At 62.1% G+C, this 15,606-nt stretch carries 11 protein-coding genes; 5 read left to right on the top strand and 6 right to left on the bottom strand.

Going from position 1 to position 15,606, the window contains the following annotated elements:
* Positions 1–11: 11 nt before the first annotated feature.
* Positions 12–1,328, bottom strand: coding sequence for an ATP-binding protein (locus tag D7241_RS12170; protein ID WP_255982637.1), 1,317 nt, complete (start codon positions 1,326–1,328; stop codon positions 12–14).
* A 194-nt stretch (positions 1,329–1,522) separates the two neighbouring features.
* Positions 1,523–2,257, bottom strand: coding sequence for a two-component system response regulator OmpR (ompR, locus tag D7241_RS12165; RefSeq protein ID WP_408101742.1), 735 nt, complete (start codon positions 2,255–2,257; stop codon positions 1,523–1,525).
* A gap of 228 nt (positions 2,258–2,485) precedes the next feature.
* Between ompR and D7241_RS12160 the strand changes: the two genes are divergently transcribed.
* The 3 genes from D7241_RS12160 (at position 2,486) to gshA (ending at position 6,922) form a co-directional block, all read left to right on the top strand.
* On the top strand, positions 2,486–4,807 hold the full coding sequence (locus D7241_RS12160) for a Tex family protein (RefSeq protein WP_408101741.1): 2,322 nt from the start codon (positions 2,486–2,488) through the stop codon (positions 4,805–4,807).
* 1 nt (position 4,808) lies between these two features.
* Positions 4,809–5,195: a PaaI family thioesterase gene (locus D7241_RS12155; RefSeq protein ID WP_255982643.1), complete on the top strand. Its 387-nt coding sequence runs from the start codon at positions 4,809–4,811 to the stop codon at positions 5,193–5,195.
* Between the two features lie 137 nt (positions 5,196–5,332).
* Entirely contained in the window at positions 5,333–6,922 is a 1,590-nt protein-coding gene (gshA, locus tag D7241_RS12150; RefSeq protein ID WP_408101740.1) for a glutamate--cysteine ligase, read from the top strand.
* A gap of 148 nt (positions 6,923–7,070) precedes the next feature.
* Here gshA and argA read toward each other — a convergent pair whose 3' ends face one another.
* From argA to D7241_RS12130, 4 genes are all read right to left on the bottom strand, one after another.
* Positions 7,071–8,372 (bottom strand): amino-acid N-acetyltransferase, encoded by a 1,302-nt coding sequence (gene argA / locus D7241_RS12145; RefSeq protein WP_408101739.1) that lies wholly within the window; start codon positions 8,370–8,372, stop codon positions 7,071–7,073.
* A gap of 100 nt (positions 8,373–8,472) precedes the next feature.
* On the bottom strand, positions 8,473–9,627 hold the full coding sequence (argE, locus tag D7241_RS12140) for an acetylornithine deacetylase (RefSeq protein WP_408101738.1): 1,155 nt from the start codon (positions 9,625–9,627) through the stop codon (positions 8,473–8,475).
* Positions 9,628–9,740: 113 nt separating this feature from the next.
* Complete coding sequence (locus tag D7241_RS12135; RefSeq protein WP_408101737.1) at positions 9,741–11,006, bottom strand: inorganic phosphate transporter; 1,266 nt, start codon at positions 11,004–11,006, stop codon at positions 9,741–9,743.
* Between the two features lie 38 nt (positions 11,007–11,044).
* Positions 11,045–11,722, bottom strand: coding sequence for a TIGR00153 family protein (locus tag D7241_RS12130; protein ID WP_255982653.1), 678 nt, complete (start codon positions 11,720–11,722; stop codon positions 11,045–11,047).
* A 104-nt stretch (positions 11,723–11,826) separates the two neighbouring features.
* Between D7241_RS12130 and D7241_RS12125 the strand changes: the two genes are divergently transcribed.
* Together D7241_RS12125 and D7241_RS12120 are read left to right on the top strand one after the other, a co-directional pair.
* Complete coding sequence (locus tag D7241_RS12125; RefSeq protein ID WP_408101736.1) at positions 11,827–13,197, top strand: inorganic triphosphatase; 1,371 nt, start codon at positions 11,827–11,829, stop codon at positions 13,195–13,197.
* Positions 13,198–13,668: 471 nt separating this feature from the next.
* Positions 13,669–15,453: a GspE/PulE family protein gene (locus D7241_RS12120; protein WP_408101735.1), complete on the top strand. Its 1,785-nt coding sequence runs from the start codon at positions 13,669–13,671 to the stop codon at positions 15,451–15,453.
* Positions 15,454–15,606: the final 153 nt, after the last annotated feature.

The raw sequence follows: 15,606 nt of genomic DNA, 5'->3' as shown, positions 1-15,606 counted from the left end.
ATTTTTGGCGTTCAGGGTCGCGCCTGGCGAGGCAGCACTAGCCCGAGCGGTAAACTGACCCGCGCCTCCAGCCCGCCGCCCTCGCGGTTGCGTAGCTCGATCACACCGCCATGCTGCGAAGCGATGCGTTTGACGATCGCCAACCCCAGGCCGGCGCCCTGGCCGCCGCGCGCACGATCGCCGCGGATGAAGGGGTTGAAGATTTCCCCCAGCTCGTTCGGATCGATGCCGGTGCCACGGTCGAGCACGCTGAGTACCACGTACGGGGCGTTGCTGTCGCCGGACACATGCGCGGCGACCTCGACGCCGTGTCCGCCGTAACGCAAAGCGTTTTCGATGAGATTAACCAGCAGGCGCTTGATCGATACTCGTCGCAGCGCGAGTTGCGGCATCGGCTCGACGCACAGGCGCACGGTCTCTCCATACTGGTTGTAGGGCACTACCACTTCGCGAACCAGCTCTCCGAGATCGACGCTTTCCACCGGCTCGTCACTGCCGTCGCGGATAAAGGCGAGGAACTGGTCGAGAATCGCGTTCATGTCTTCGATATCACGGACCATGTCTTCGGTGAGCTCGGCTTCGCTGGTCATCAGCTCCAGCGACAAGCGCAGGCGGGTCAGAGGTGTCCGCAAGTCGTGGGAGACCCCCGCAAGCATCAGTTCGCGCTCGCGACCGGCCTGTTCGACATCCTCGGCCATCTGGTTGAAAGCGCGGTAGACCTCAGTCATCTCACTCGGTGTGTCGCTGATGGGCAGCCGCACGCTGCGGCCCTTGCCGATCTGCCGGGCTGCGTAGACCAGGCGCTTGAGGGGCAGGTTGAGCTGACTGACGAAAATCCACGCCGCCGCGGTGGATAGCAGGCCGATGCCGAGGAACCAGCCGAGTACGCTCCAGATCCGCTGCCCACGCAGTGGATAGGCATAGAGCGGAACCTGGAGCCAGTCCGGCCCCAAACTCGGCGCGCGCACCCAGATCGCCGTCTGCGGCTGGATACGCACCCGCACATCGGTTTCGACACCAAGCTCGGCCTGCATTTGTCTCTGGAAAATTTCCGTGTAGGGCCAGTGGTATTCGCTGGGCGGCACCTCCTCGGTCGTTACCCGCTGCAGCCCGGCCGCCTCGGCGATGCGCTCGCGGTTCTCTTCGTCGGCCGCCCAATAGGCTCGCAGGGTCAGCGCGGCGCCGTGGCTGTACTGGCGATCGACCATGACGTCTTCGTTCATCATCAGGTACACCAGCATCAGTACCTTGGAGAACAGCACGACGATCAGCACCATCCATAGGGTGCGGGCGAAGAAACTTTGCGGGAACCAGAGCGGGGTTTTCATAAATAAAAGCCGATTAAGAGCGCTGGAAGCTGTGCGAAAAAGCACAGCGGCTGGGCCTCCACGTGTAGGGTGGGCTGGGCGGCGCTCCGCTTCAGCCCACCAAGTCGAGCGGACGCGGTGGGCTGAAGCCCACCCTACGAAACTTTCATACTGGAGCCACGTCGGAACGGCCCTACGAACATGAAGCGGCCGACCTACTTGTTGCCGTCCGGCACGAACACGTAACCCACGCCCCAGACCGTCTGGATGTATCGCGGCTTGGACGGGTCGGGCTCGATCAACCGGCGCAGACGGGAAATCTGCACGTCGATGGAACGTTCCAGCGCGTCCCATTCACGGCCACGCGCGAGATTCATCAGCTTGTCGCGGGTCAATGGTTCGCGTGCGTGCTGCACCAGCGCCTTGAGCACGGCGAATTCGCCGGTGGTGAGCATATGTACCTGGTCGCCCTTCTTCAATTCGCGGGTGCCGAGGAACAATTCGTATTCACCGAAGGGCACCGTCTCGTCCTCGCTGCCCGGTGCGCCCGGCACCTGCGGCGCCTGTCGACGCAGCACCGCACGGATGCGCGCCAGCAGCTCGCGAGGATTGAAGGGCTTGGCCAGGTAATCATCGGCCCCCTGCTCCAGTCCGTGTATGCGGCTGGCCTCGTCGCCCTTGGCGGTGAGCATGATGATCGGAATTTGGTTGCCGCTTTCACGTAGGCGGGCGCAAGCCGACAGGCCATCCTCACCCGGCATCATCAAATCCAGCACGACCAGATGGAACAGCTCTCGACTGAGCAGGCGGTCCATCTGCTCGGCGCTTTCCACGGTTCGCACGCGATAGCCCTGCTCCTCGAGAAAGCGTTCGAGCAAACGACGCAGTCGCGCGTCGTCATCGACAATCAGGATTTTTTCGCCTTCGCTGGCGGGCGCAGTGCTGCTCATGGAAACTCCCAGAAATATCAACGGCGCATTATGCGCACAGTAGTGACAGCGCAACTGACGGCCATTGTTAGCAGATTTTTCGTCAGCAAGCAGGCAGCGTCATTCACGGCTCGTCCTCAAGCGCCTGCGCTGGTCATTCCGCGCTTGCCGCTGGCGGCTCGCCGCTGCTTTAATCCCGCCCTTTCGCGCAGGCTCGGCCTGCATGGTTTGACTGACCCAGGTAGGTTCATGGACAGCATCAATTCCCGTATCGCCGCTGAACTGGGCGTGCGCCCGCAACAGGTTGCCGCCACCGTAGCGCTGCTCGACGAAGGTTCCACCGTGCCCTTCATCGCCCGTTACCGCAAGGAAGTCACCGGCAGCCTCGACGATACCCAGTTGCGCCTGCTCGAAGAGCGCCTGCGCTACCTGCGCGAACTGGATGACCGCCGCGCGTCGATCCTTGCCAGCATCGAGGAGCAGGGCAAACTGACCCCTGAGCTGAAGCGCGAGATCGACCTCGCCGATACAAAAACCCGCCTCGAAGACCTCTATCTGCCTTACAAGCAGAAGCGCCGCACCAAAGGCCAGATCGCCTTGGAAGCCGGCCTCGGCGAATTGGCTGACGCGATATTTGCCAATCCCGAACTGAATCCCGAAAGCGAAGCCGCGCGTTTCGTCGATGCCGAAAAAGGTTTCGCCGACGTCAAAGCGGTATTGGAAGGCGCCAAGTACATCCTCATGGAACGCTTCGCCGAAGACGCCGATCTGCTGGCCAAACTGCGCGATTTCCTCACCCACAACGCGACCCTGAGCGCTCGCGTCGTTCCGGATAAGGAAGCCGAAGGCGCCAAGTTCAGCGACTACTTCGAGCACGACGAGCCGCTCAAGAGCGCGCCGTCGCACCGCGCCCTGGCGATCTTCCGCGGACGCAACGAAGGCGTGCTCAGCGTCAGCCTGAAAGTCGGCGACGAGGCGCCTGGAACCATGCACCCGGGCGAGGTAATGATCGGTGAGCGCTTCGGCATCGCCAACCATGGCCGTGCCGCAGACAAGTGGCTCGGCGAAGTGGTGCGCTGGACTTGGAAGGTCAAGCTCTACACTCATCTGGAAACCGACCTGCTCGGTGAGCTGCGTGACAAGGCCGAAGACGATGCCATCGGCGTCTTCGCCCGTAACATGCACGACCTGCTGCTGGCCGCGCCGGCCGGCCCGCGCGCCACCCTTGGTCTCGATCCGGGTCTGCGTACCGGCTGCAAGGTCGCCGTGGTCGACGCCACCGGCAAATTGCTGGATACCGCCACCGTCTACCCGCACGCACCACGCAACGACTGGGACGGCACGCTGGCCGTCCTCGCCAAGCTCTGCGCCAAGCACAGCGTCGATCTGATCGCCATCGGCAACGGCACGGCCAGCCGCGAGAGTGACAAGCTGGCGGCCGACCTGATCAAGCAGGTGCCCGGCCTCAAGCTGACCAAGGTGATGGTCTCCGAAGCCGGCGCCTCGGTGTATTCGGCCTCGGAACTCGCGGCCAAGGAATTCCCCGATCTGGACGTCTCGATTCGCGGCGCGGTGTCCATCGCGCGGCGCCTGCAGGACCCGCTCGCCGAGCTGGTGAAGATCGAGCCCAAGGCCATCGGCGTTGGCCAGTACCAGCACGACGTGTCCCAGCTCAAACTGGCGCGCTCGCTGGATGCGGTGGTCGAAGATTGCGTGAACGCCGTCGGCGTCGACGTCAACACCGCCTCGGTGGCGCTGTTGGCGCGCATCTCCGGTCTGAACACCACACTAGCGCAGAACATCGTCGCCTACCGTGATGCCAATGGCGCGTTCACCGCGCGCAGCGAGCTGAAGAAGGTACCGCGCCTGGGCGACAAGACCTTCGAACAGGCCGCTGGCTTTCTCCGCGTAATGAATGGCGAGAATCCGCTGGATGCCTCCGCCGTCCATCCGGAAACCTATCCGTTGGTCAAGCGCATCGCCACCGACACTGGCCGCGATATCCGCTCGCTGATCGGCGATTCAACCTTCCTCAAGCGCCTCGATCCGAAGCAGTTCACCGATGAGAGCTTCGGTCTGGTCACTGTCAGTGACATCCTTCAAGAATTGGAAAAACCCGGCCGCGATCCGCGTCCCGAGTTCAAGACCGCCGAGTTTCAGGAAGGTGTGGAGAAGCTCAGCGACCTGACACCCGGCATGGTGCTCGAAGGCGTCGTGACCAATGTGACCAACTTCGGTGCGTTCGTCGACATCGGCGTGCATCAGGATGGTCTGGTGCACATCTCGGCGCTGTCGGAGAAGTTCGTCAAAGATCCCTACGAAGTGGTCAAGGCCGGCGATATCGTCAAGGTCAAGGTCATGGAAGTGGACATCCCACGTCAACGCGTCGGCCTGTCCATGCGCATGAGCGACACCCCCGGTGAGAAAGCGGACAACATGCGTGGCGGTGGCAACAACCGTGGTGGCCAGGCGCGCGGCGAGCGCAAGCCAGCCAAACCGGAAACCAAGCCGGCACCTGCAAACAACGCGATGGCGGCATTGTTCGCCAACGCCAAGAGCCTGAGGAAGTGACATGCGCGAAGTCGAAAAGATAGGAAGCAGCAGCGCCTTTGGGCGCCTGCTGGGCCTGGAAATTCTTAAAGCCGAGAATGGAGAAGCGGTGCTACGCCTGGAGATGCACGACGGCTTACGCAACCTGCACGGCAAGCTGCACGGTGGCGCGCTGTTTTCGCTGATCGACACGGCCATGGGCCAGGCCAGCCACAGCCTCAATGATGGCGAGCCGAACAGCGTTACGCTCGAATGCAAGGTCAACTACATCCGCCCGGTCACCGAGGGCGAGCTGACCTGCCGCGCCTGGGTGGTGCATAGCGGGCGTCGTACCCAGGTATTGGAGGCCGAAGTACACCAAGGCGAGAAGCTCGTAGCCAAGGCACAATCGACCTTCGCCTGCCTTTGATACGTGCGCCGGCACGCCTGGCGTGGGGTTGCGTTGGAAACGCTCTGCAGCGGTGCGCGGTCGAAGTATTGCGGGCCCTTGTAGAGCGTTCGATCCACCCTCATATTGTGCCGACTGACGCGTGAAGGAATTCCCAATTGAGCGATCTTCTCTCCCACCGCCTGGCGTTGCTGGCCGAGCACCATAACCTGTCGCTGCTCTCGCAATGCCTGCACGGGATCGAACGCGAATGTCTGCGCGTGGATGGCGACGGCGAACTCGCCATGACTCCGCATCCGCGCACGCTGGGATCGGCGCTGACACACCCGAAGATCACCACCGACTATTCCGAAGCGCTGCTGGAGTTCATCACCGGCACCGAAACCGATCCGCAGCGGACATTGGCCGAGCTCGACGCCATTCACCGCTACACCTATAGCAAGCTGAGCGACGAATTCCTCTGGAGTCCGTCGATGCCCGGGCATCTGCCGGAAGAGGAACAGATTCCGATCGCCGAATACGGCACCTCGAACATCGGCCGGCTCAAGCACGTCTACCGCCAAGGCCTGGCGCTACGCTATGGCAAGACCATGCAGTGCATTGCCGGCATCCATTACAACTTCTCGCTGCCCGAGGCGTTGTGGTCCGTTTTGCAAGCCGATGAGGGGGACGACCGTCCGCAGCAGGACTACCAGTCCTGGCGCTATATCGCGCTAATTCGCAATTTCCGCCGCTACAGTTGGTTGCTGATGTATCTGTTCGGCGCCTCGCCGGCGCTGGATGCCAGCTTCATGCGCGGCCGTCCGCACCAGCTTGAGCAGCTCGACGACCAGACCCTCTATCTACCGTACGCCACCAGCCTGCGCATGAGTGATCTGGGCTACCAGAGCAATGCCCAGGCCGGCTTGACGCCCTGCTACGACGATCTGCCGAGCTACACGACCAGCTTGCACAAGGCGGTCTCGACGCCCTACCCCGAGTACGTGGCGCTGGGCACCAAGGACGCCGGAGGCCATTGGCAGCAGCTCAACACCAACATCTTGCAGATCGAGAACGAGTACTACTCGAACATCCGCCCCAAGCGCGTTACCGCAACCGGCGAGCGTCCGTTGCATGCACTGCGTGCCCGGGGCATCCAGTACATTGAAGTGCGCTGTCTGGACATCAATCCCTTTCTTCCTCTGGGTATCGACGTCAACGAAGCGCGCTTTCTCGATGCCTTCCTGCTGTTTTGCACGCTACAGCAGAGCCCCTGCCTGGTCGAAGGCGAGTGCGGCGCCAGCAACGACAACTTCCTCAAGGTGGTCAAGGAAGGCCGCAAACCAGGACTGGAACTGCGCCGCGGTGATGAAAACGTCGGCCTGCAGGCTTGGGCGACCGAGCTTATCGGCGAGATCGGCAAGGTGGCCGAGCTGCTGGATCGAAGCCATGGCGGCGATCACCACGCGCAGGCGCTCGCCGAGCAACAGGCGAAGGTCGCTGATAGCAACCTGACTCCTTCGGCTCGGGTGCTCGAAGAGCTGCGCCGTGGCGGCGAAAGTTTCAGCCAGTTCTCGTTGCGCCAAACCCGCCAGCACGCCGAATACTTCCGCAGCCAAGCGTTGCCCGAAGCCGACATGGCTTGGTTCGACACCACCGCACACGACTCGCTGGCACAGCAAGCCGAGATGGAAGCTGGAGATGCGCAGGATTTCGACAGTTTCGTCGAGGATTACCAGCGCAGTTTGACGAGCCTGAGCACGTCATAGGCGTGTAGGGTGGGCCGGGCGGCGCTCCGCTTCAGCCCACCGCGTGCTTTCACGCACCTATTAACGCCTCGCCCGGCCTGTTGCCGCCGGCAGCGATTCCTGGTGGGCTGAAGCCCACCCTACAGGCTTGAAGCTTGCCGCTGCTTTTTTACAGCTTCTTCTCGAATATCTTCGAGTTGCGCTGGAAGTTGTACAGCGAGGCTCGCGCCGCCGGTAACCTTTCAACGCCGCTGGGCTCGAAACCACGCTCGCGGAACCAGTGGGCGGTGCGGGTGGTGAGCACAAAAAGGGTTTTCAGCCCCAGCTGGCGCGCCCGCGCTTCGATGCGCTCCAGCAGTTCGTCGCCGCGGCCACCATGGCGGTACTCGGGATTGACTGCCAGACAGGCCAGCTCACCGGAGTCGGAATCGGCGATCGGATAGAGCGCGGCGCAGGCGATTATCAATCCGTCGCGCTCGACGATGCTGAACTGCTCCACCTCGCGCTCCAGCACCTCACGTGAGCGGCGCACCAGAATGCCCTGCTCTTCCAGTGGCGTGATCAGATCGATCAAGCCGCCGACGTCTTCGATGGTCGCCTCGCGCAGCTGTTCGAACTGCTCCTGGGTGACCAATGTGCCGTCACCGCCGTCGCGGGTGAACAGCTCGTTCAGCAGCGAGCCGTCCTCGGCATAGCTGATCATGTGGCTGCGGCGCACGCCACCCTTGCACGCCTGTGCCGCGGCGTCGAGCAGCTCGGCCTGATAGGTCCCGATGAGGCGTTCGATATAGGCCGGAATCTGCTGCAGGCGCAGCTCACGCACCAGCTTGCCGCTCGCGTCGCGCAGACCGCGCTCGGAGCCGTAGAGCACCAGCTTGTCGGCCTGCAGATCGATGGCGGCGCGGGTGGCGATGTCTTCGCAGGCGATGTTGAAGATTTCTCCGGTAGGCGAATAGCCCAGCGGGGAAAGCAATACGATGGTGCGTTCGTCGAGAAGACGTCCGATGCCCTTGCGATCGACGCGGCGGACTTCGCCGGTATGGTGGAAGTCCACACCATCGACTACGCCGATCGGGCGCGCCGTGACGAAATTGCCACTGGCCACACGCAGCCGTGCGCCCTGCATCGGCGAGGCAGCCATATCCATCGACAGACGTGCTTCGAGGGCGATGCGCATATGGCCAACGGCATCGATCACGCATTCCAATGTCGCCGAATCGGTGATGCGCAGGTCGCGGTAGAAGCGCGGTTCGATGCCACGAGCGGTCAAGCGCGCTTCGATCTGTGGGCGCGAGCCGAACACCAGTACCAGGCGCACGCCAAGGCTGTGCAGCAGTACCAAGTCGTGAACGATGTTGGCGAAATTAGGGTGCTCCAGGCCATCGCCTGGCAGCATGACCACGAAGGTACCGTCGCGGTGTGCATTGATGTAGGGCGTTGAGTCGCGAAGCCAAGTGACGTAATCGTGCATTACAGAAGCCTTAGATAACTGCTTGTTCAGTCTGGAAGCCGGGTCGAGAATGTATGCAAGGAGCAGGTTCAGGCTGCGATCAGATCGCTAAAACCTGCTCCTATCCTCGGCTTGGTTGCAAGCAGTAGTGTTCGATCATCCCGCGCAAAAGCCTCACGGTGGGTTCGATTCGGTCGAGATCCAGGTATTCGTCCGGCTGGTGGGCACAGGCGATATCGCCAGGGCCAAGCACCAGCGTCTCGCAGCCAAGCTGCTGAAGATAAGGCGCTTCGGTGGCGAAGGCCACTGCCTCGGCGGCGTGGCCGGTCAGGCGCTCGGCCAGCTTGACCAGCTCGCCGCTTGCTGGCTGCTCGAACGCCGGCACGCTGGGAAACAGCGGCGCCAGGTCGATCTTCACCTGATGCTTTTCGGCCACGGGGCGCAGACGCTTGGAAATGGCGGCGCGCAACTCTTCCGGCTCCATGCCGGGCAGAGGCCGCAGGTCATATTCCAGCGCGCAGTGGCCGCAGATGCGGTTGGGGTTATCGCCGCCGTGGATGCAGCCGAGATTCAAGGTCGGCTGAGGCACGTCGAATAGCGGGTTGTGATAACGCGCCTGCCACTCGCGCCGCAGCGCAATCAGTTCGCTTATGGCGTCATGCATGGCTTCCAGCGCGCTGTGGCCGAAAGCGGGATTAGAGGAATGGCCGCTCTGCCCATGAATTTCTATGCCTTCCATCATGATGCCCTTGTGCAGGCGCACCGGCCGTAAACCGGTAGGCTCGCCGATTACCGCGGCGCGCCCTAGCGGCCTTCCGGCATCGGCCAGAGCCCGAGCGCCAGACATCGAACTTTCCTCGTCGCAGGTAGCGAGGATCAGCAGTGGCTGTCTGAACGGCTGATCGAGCAGCGGCAACACGGCTTCGATGATCAGCGCGAAGAAACCCTTCATGTCGCAGCTGCCAAGGCCGTACCAGCGGTCATCGGCCTCGCGCAGTTGCAGCGGGTCGCCCGACCATAGCTGGGCATCGAATGGCACGGTATCGCTGTGCCCAGCCAGGACCAGGCCGCCCGGCCCGCTGCCATAGCTGGCGAGCAGGTTGAACTTGCCGGGCGCGACTTGCTGGACTTCGCAGCTGAAACCGAGATCGCCCAACCAACTAGCGAGCAGGTCGATCACGGGCCGATTGGTCTGGTCCCAGTGCGCCTGGGTGCAACTCACCGAGGGCGCGGCCACAAGCGCGGCAAATTGGTCTTTGATCGAGGGGATGGGCACCGACAGCCTCCTGAAAGACGGAAACGAAGGCGCTCAGTGAAACATGAAATACGCCACGGCAGCGTGCCCATTCGGGTAAAAACTGCCGTGGCGGACCGAGACTGATCGGGAGATCAGACGAAGATCGCCTGAAGAATAGTGAAGAAAATGATCGAAAGAATGGCGCCGGCCGGCAGGGTAATGATCCAGGACATGAAAATCGAGCCGACCACACCAAGATTCAACGCACCGATACCACGCGCAATGCCGATACCCAGTACTGCACCAACCAGCGTGTGGGTGGTTGAGACCGGCAGGCCAATTGCCGAGGCACCAACTACGGTGGTCGCGGTCGCCAGCTCGGCGGCAAAGCCACGGCTGGGCGTCAATTCGGTGATTTCCTTGCCGATAGTGGCGATAACCTTGTAGCCATAGGTGGCCAAGCCAACCACGATACCAATGGCGCCGAGCAGCAGCACCCAACCCGGCACCGCGGACTTTGCGGCAATCTCGGCCGCGCCTCCAGATTGAATCACACCGACGACCGCCGCCAGCGGGCCAACTGCGTTCGCGACATCATTCGCGCCGTGAGCGAAGGCCATGGAGCAGGCAGTGAATATCATCAGAATGGCGAAGACCTTCTCTACGCTGGCGTAGTGGAAGGTCTTGTCCGCCTCGACATCGACCTTGATACGCGACAACAACGCGATGCCGACCAGCATGACCAGCAGGCCTATGCCAAACGCCAGCAGGACGCCCTGATTGCTGCTCAGTTCAAGGCCGACGTGCTTGAGGCCCTTGGTCACGGTCATTAGCGCGACCATGAAACCTGTGAGAAACATGTACAGCGGCACGAAGCGCTTGGCGTTAAGAAACGGCTCATCAGTATTGATGATCAGCTTCTGCACGCTCATGAACAGGCCAAAAGCAGCAATACCAGACAGCAGGGGCGTTATAACCCAACTGGCAACGATCGGGCCGATGGCGTCCCAATGCACCGCATCCGAGGATACGCCGACTGCGGCAAAGCCGATCACCGCGCCGACGATGGAATGGGTGGTAGAAACCGGCCAACCTTTTGTGGTGGCGATCAACAACCAGGTCCCAGCTGCCAGCAGAGCCGACATCATGCCCAGCACCATCAAGTCCGGCGAAATGACTTCCGCATCGACGATCCCGTTCTTGATGGTTTCGGTCACCTCGCCGCCAGCCAGATAGGCCCCGCAGAACTCGAAAATCATGGCGACCAGGATCGCCTGTTTGATAGTCAACGCACGGGAGCCAACCGAGGTCCCCATGGCATTGGCCACATCGTTAGCACCAACGCCCCAGGCCATGAAGAAACCGAAGGCGCAGGCGAGGATCAGGAGTACGAGGCCGTAGTCCGAAATAAGAGACATAAAAAATTACCTTTGGGACCCAGAAAGGATCTGGCGCCTCAGCGCGCCAGCAGTTGTTCCAGACGGTTGCCGACGCGCTCGGCGCGGTCGGCCACATCACCGATCCATTCGATGATCTTGTAGAGGAACATTACGTCTACCGGCGGCAATTCCTTTTCCAGCTTGAACAGCGCACGGCGCACCGTGATTTGCATGCGGTCGGTCTCACGTTCGATTTCGCCGATTTCTTCGACCATGCTTTCCACCAACGTGGCTTCGCGACCGCTGAAGCCGGTTTCCAGCAGCGAATCCAGCTCCTTGAGCGCCTTCAAGGCCTGACAGCTGGCATCCACACTGCGCTGCACAAAGGCCAGCATTTCAGGCTGCATGGCCGGCGGTACGGTCATGCAGCGACCCAGCATCAACCCGGCAATGTCCTTGGCGCGGTTGGCAATTTTGTCCTGTACACTCAGCAGCTCCAGCAGATCCGAGCGCGGCACCGGCAAAAACAGGCTTTTCGGCAGGTGTTGACGCACGCTCTTCTTGAGCTTGTCGGCCTCGTTTTCCAGTTGGGCCATCTCTTTCTGGATCTGCTCGACCCGTTCCCAGTCTTCTGCCGTAATGGCCTGGAACAGCGGCACCAAGTTGGCGGCACATTCGTGGGACTTGGCCATATGCTGTTGCATCGGACCGATTGGCGAACGGCCGAACAGGCTGACGAAAGGATTGATTGGCATAGGGAACACCCCGGCTTCAGAAGGCGGCAAGTATACGGATGACCTCAAAGGGCCGCTACCGCGTGACAACGGTCACACTCAAACATAGGCATCATCTCGGCACCATGCAGAAAGAAACTGAAATCAAACTGCGCGTCAGTCGCGAAACGCTTGCGGCGCTGCGTGACCATCCGCTGCTGAAAAAACGCAACAAGAGCGGCTGGCAGCGGCACGAACTGTTCAACCAGTACTTCGACACACCCGAGCGCGAACTTGCTCAGGCCAAGGTCGCACTGCGCCTACGCCGCGACGGCGAGCAGTTCATTCAGACCCTCAAGAGCCGCGGTCAGAGTGTCGCCGGCCTCTCCGAGCGTAACGAGTGGGACTGGTACCTGGAAAAGGCCAAGCTCGACGTGAAGAAGCTCGCCGACGACTGCTGGCCGGTCAGCCTTGCCGAGCTGGACAAGAAGACCCTGAAGCCGATCTTCACTACCGATTTCGTCCGCGAGAAGGCCGAAATAGCCTGGGGGCGAGGCAAGTCGAAGGTGGTCATCGAGGCGGCGCTGGATTTGGGCAAGGTCGTGGTCGGCAAGCAGAGCGAGGAAATCTGCGAATTGGAGCTGGAGTTGCGTCAGGGCGAACCCGACGCGCTGCTGGAATTGGCAGCCGAACTTGCTGCTGACCTGCCGCTGATGCCCTGCGACATCAGCAAGGCCGAGCGCGGCTACCGGCTGTATGACGCCGGCAGCTACTCGCTGAGCCTGCCGTCACCGCAGCTCGAGGCGACGATGCCGCTGGATGACGCCTTCGCCGCGCTGGCCTGGCAGCTGCTGGGCAATAGCCAACGGTTGGCCGAGCAATATCGCTTCAATGGTCACTGGAAACTACTCGGAGATTGGCTGCAGCAGCTCGTCGAGCTTCGCGCCCTGCTCGGCAGCCTCGGCCAGGCCGCACCGCGAGCTACTAGTCGCGAGCTGCGCGAACAACTTGACGCGCTGATTCAGGATTGGCGCCCGCGCATCGAAGCCGGCCAGGACGACGAAACCATTCGCCAGGCCGCACCGGCCGAATTCATCAGCGAACTCCAGCAGCCGCGCTGGGGCCTGTTTTCGCTGACAGCATCGCTGTGGCTGCTTCAACGTGGCTGGACCGCTGAACGTAACAACCGCGGTAATCGCCAGGGCGCTGCCGAGCTGGGCAACTGGCTGCCACGCCATCTGGGCGAAGAAGCCGAGGCACTGCAGCTGCAACGCTACCAGCAGCAACCGGAGGACCTGGCGGAGCAGCGTCCGCGCATGGAGCGGCTGCTGGTCTGGCTGCATCTGGCCCGCACGACGTTGGAATTGCCGGAAGCCGATCGTCTCTATGGAGAGTTGGCCAAGCTCTACGACTTGGCTCAGCAGCCGCTGAGCGACGAGCTGCTCGAAGCACGCATCGAACAAGCCCGCACGGTGTGGACGCTCAAACCCTGGAAGCAGTTGCTCAAGAAGGCGTAGCGCTAGAGACTGGCGCTAAGCGTAGGGTGGGCCGGGCGGCGTTCCGCTTTAGCCCACCGTTTATCGTAAAGCGCCCTTATCGGCACCTGACCTATGCCCCCGTCTCTTGTGGGCTAAAGCCCACCCTACCTGGCTTGACCTGCCCGCCGGCCCGGTTTGGTGGGCTGAAGCCCACCCTACGAAACTGTGTGGGGGCCAAAGCGTAGGGTGGGCTTTAGCCCACCACTGTTCGCACACGCTGCCGGTACCAAAGCCTCGCCTGCCTGTTACAGGCCCGCCGCGATTCTGGTGGGCTGAAGCGGAACGCCACCCGGCCCACCCCACGAAACTCCTGTCTCCGATTCGGCATCCCTCGGGTGCCGTCATTCATCGGCGACGCACCGACGAATCCGCAAAGCTGAACTGCTAGAGAGACAGAACGCACGTTTCGCGGCAAGCTTGACCTTCGCTCCAGCCACGACCGAAGAGCCCATGTCCGTATTGAACTCAGCTGCTCAGGATCGCTTCCTCGACCTCAACGACCTGCTGCGCGACCTGGTCGCCGAGGGGCGCCTGCTCCAGGAGACAGCCGAGCAGTGCCTGACCTTGCGACGCAGCACGGCGGCCAGCCAGCAGCATCCGTTGGAGTTTCTCGCCGCGCAGCAATTCGATGACTTGACGCGCCCGGGCAAGAAGCTCGACCTGGAAACGCTTACCGCTTGGCTCGCCGAGCGGGCCGGGCAGCCCTATTTGCGCATCGACCCGCTGAAGATCAACGTCGCAGCCGTCACCCCGTTAATGTCCTATGCGTTCGCCCAGCGGCACAAGATCCTCGCCGTAGCAGTGGACAGCTCGGCGGTGACCATCGCCAGCAGCCAGCCCTTCGTAAAAAGCTGGGAAGCGAACCTCACTCACGTACTGAAGCGGCCGATCAAGCGGGTGGTGGTCAACCCGGTGGACCTGCAGCGTTTCACCGTGGAGTTCTACCGGCTGGCCAAGTCGGTCAGCGGCGCTTCGGCCAACGACCAGAAGGTCAGCGGCGCCGGCAATTTCGAGCAATTGCTCAACCTCGGCGCCAGCGACCAGGAGCCGGACGCCAACGACGCGCATGTGGTGAACATCGTCGACTGGCTGTTCCAGTACGCGTTCGACCAGCGCGCCAGCGACATCCACATCGAGCCGCGGCGCGAGCAGGGTACGGTGCGCTTTCGCATCGATGGCGTATTGCACAACGTCTATCAATTCCCGCCGCAAGTGGCGATGGCGGTGGTCAGCCGGCTGAAGACCCTGGGTCGGATGAATGTCGCCGAGAAGCGCAAGCCGCAGGACGGCCGGGTCAAGACCAAAACCCCGGATGGCGGCGAAGTGGAGCTGCGGCTGTCGACCTTGCCGACTGCTTTCGGCGAGAAAATGGTGATGCGAATCTTCGACCCGGACGTGTTGCTCAAGGGCTTCGACCAGCTGGGCTTTTCCGCCGAGGATCTGCGTCGCTGGCAAAGCATGACCGGCCAGCCCAACGGCATCATCCTGGTCACCGGCCCCACCGGCTCGGGCAAGACCACGACGCTTTACACCACGCTCAAGCAACTGGCGACGCCGGAAGTGAACGTCTGCACCATCGAAGATCCGATCGAGATGATCGAGGGCGCCTTCAACCAGATGCAGGTGCAACACAACATCGACCTGACATTCGCCAGTGGCGTGCGCGCGCTGATGCGCCAAGACCCGGACATCATCATGGTCGGCGAGATCCGCGACCTGGAAACCGCGGAGATGGCGATACAGGCAGCGCTGACCGGGCACCTCGTGTTGTCCACCCTGCACACCAACGACGCGCCGAGTGCCATTACTCGCTTACTGGAACTGGGCGTGCCGCATTATCTGTTGCGCGCCACCTTGCTCGGCGTGATGGCCCAGCGCCTGGTGCGTACGCTATGCCCGCACTGCAAGGCGCCGATACAGCTCGACGCGGATGACTGGCAAGCTCTGACCAAGCCCTGGAACGCGCCGCTGCCGAGCCATGCGCAACAGGCGGTCGGCTGTATCGAGTGCCGCGATACCGGCTATCGAGGACGTGCGGGCGTTTACGAGATCATGCTGCTCAACGATGCGATCAAGCCGCTGATTACCGCTGACACCGACCTCATCGCCCTGCGCCGCCAGGCGTTCAAGGACGGCATGCACAGCCTTCGCCTGTCCGGCGCGCAGAAAATTGCGGCAGGGCTGACAACCTTGGAAGAAGTGCTGCGGGTGACACCGCAGAGTGAACAAAAGTAAGCAGCTGGAGGCTGGAGGCTGGAGGCTGGAGGCTGGAGGCTGGACAAATCGTAGGGTGGATGTCGCTTTTTACATCCACCGAGACTCCGCCCCGGTGGATCGCCACCCGATGGATCGATGTAGCGTGATCCACCCTACGCCAGACGGGCGCTT

It is taken from the genome of Stutzerimonas sp. VN223-3 (assembly GCF_045999685.1).
Lineage (GTDB): Bacteria > Pseudomonadota > Gammaproteobacteria > Pseudomonadales > Pseudomonadaceae > Stutzerimonas > Stutzerimonas stutzeri_AR.
This window is presented reverse-complemented; position numbering and strand designations above follow the sequence as displayed.

What these genes read in the sequence shown, in the direction of transcription:
- D7241_RS12130 (WP_255982653.1), bottom strand. Translation starts at nt 11,722, where the DNA reads ATGCCAATCAATCCTTTCGTCAGCCTGTTCGGCCGTTCGCCAATCGGT.
- D7241_RS12170 (WP_255982637.1), bottom strand. Translation starts at nt 1,328, where the DNA reads ATGAAAACCCCGCTCTGGTTCCCGCAAAGTTTCTTCGCCCGCACCCTA.
- D7241_RS12135 (WP_408101737.1), bottom strand. Translation starts at nt 11,006, where the DNA reads ATGTCTCTTATTTCGGACTACGGCCTCGTACTCCTGATCCTCGCCTGC.
- D7241_RS12155 (WP_255982643.1), top strand. Translation starts at nt 4,809, where the DNA reads ATGCGCGAAGTCGAAAAGATAGGAAGCAGCAGCGCCTTTGGGCGCCTG.
- D7241_RS12125 (WP_408101736.1), top strand. Translation starts at nt 11,827, where the DNA reads ATGCAGAAAGAAACTGAAATCAAACTGCGCGTCAGTCGCGAAACGCTT.
- argA (WP_408101739.1), bottom strand. Translation starts at nt 8,372, where the DNA reads ATGCACGATTACGTCACTTGGCTTCGCGACTCAACGCCCTACATCAAT.
- ompR (WP_408101742.1), bottom strand. Translation starts at nt 2,257, where the DNA reads ATGAGCAGCACTGCGCCCGCCAGCGAAGGCGAAAAAATCCTGATTGTC.
- D7241_RS12160 (WP_408101741.1), top strand. Translation starts at nt 2,486, where the DNA reads ATGGACAGCATCAATTCCCGTATCGCCGCTGAACTGGGCGTGCGCCCG.
- D7241_RS12120 (WP_408101735.1), top strand. Translation starts at nt 13,669, where the DNA reads ATGTCCGTATTGAACTCAGCTGCTCAGGATCGCTTCCTCGACCTCAAC.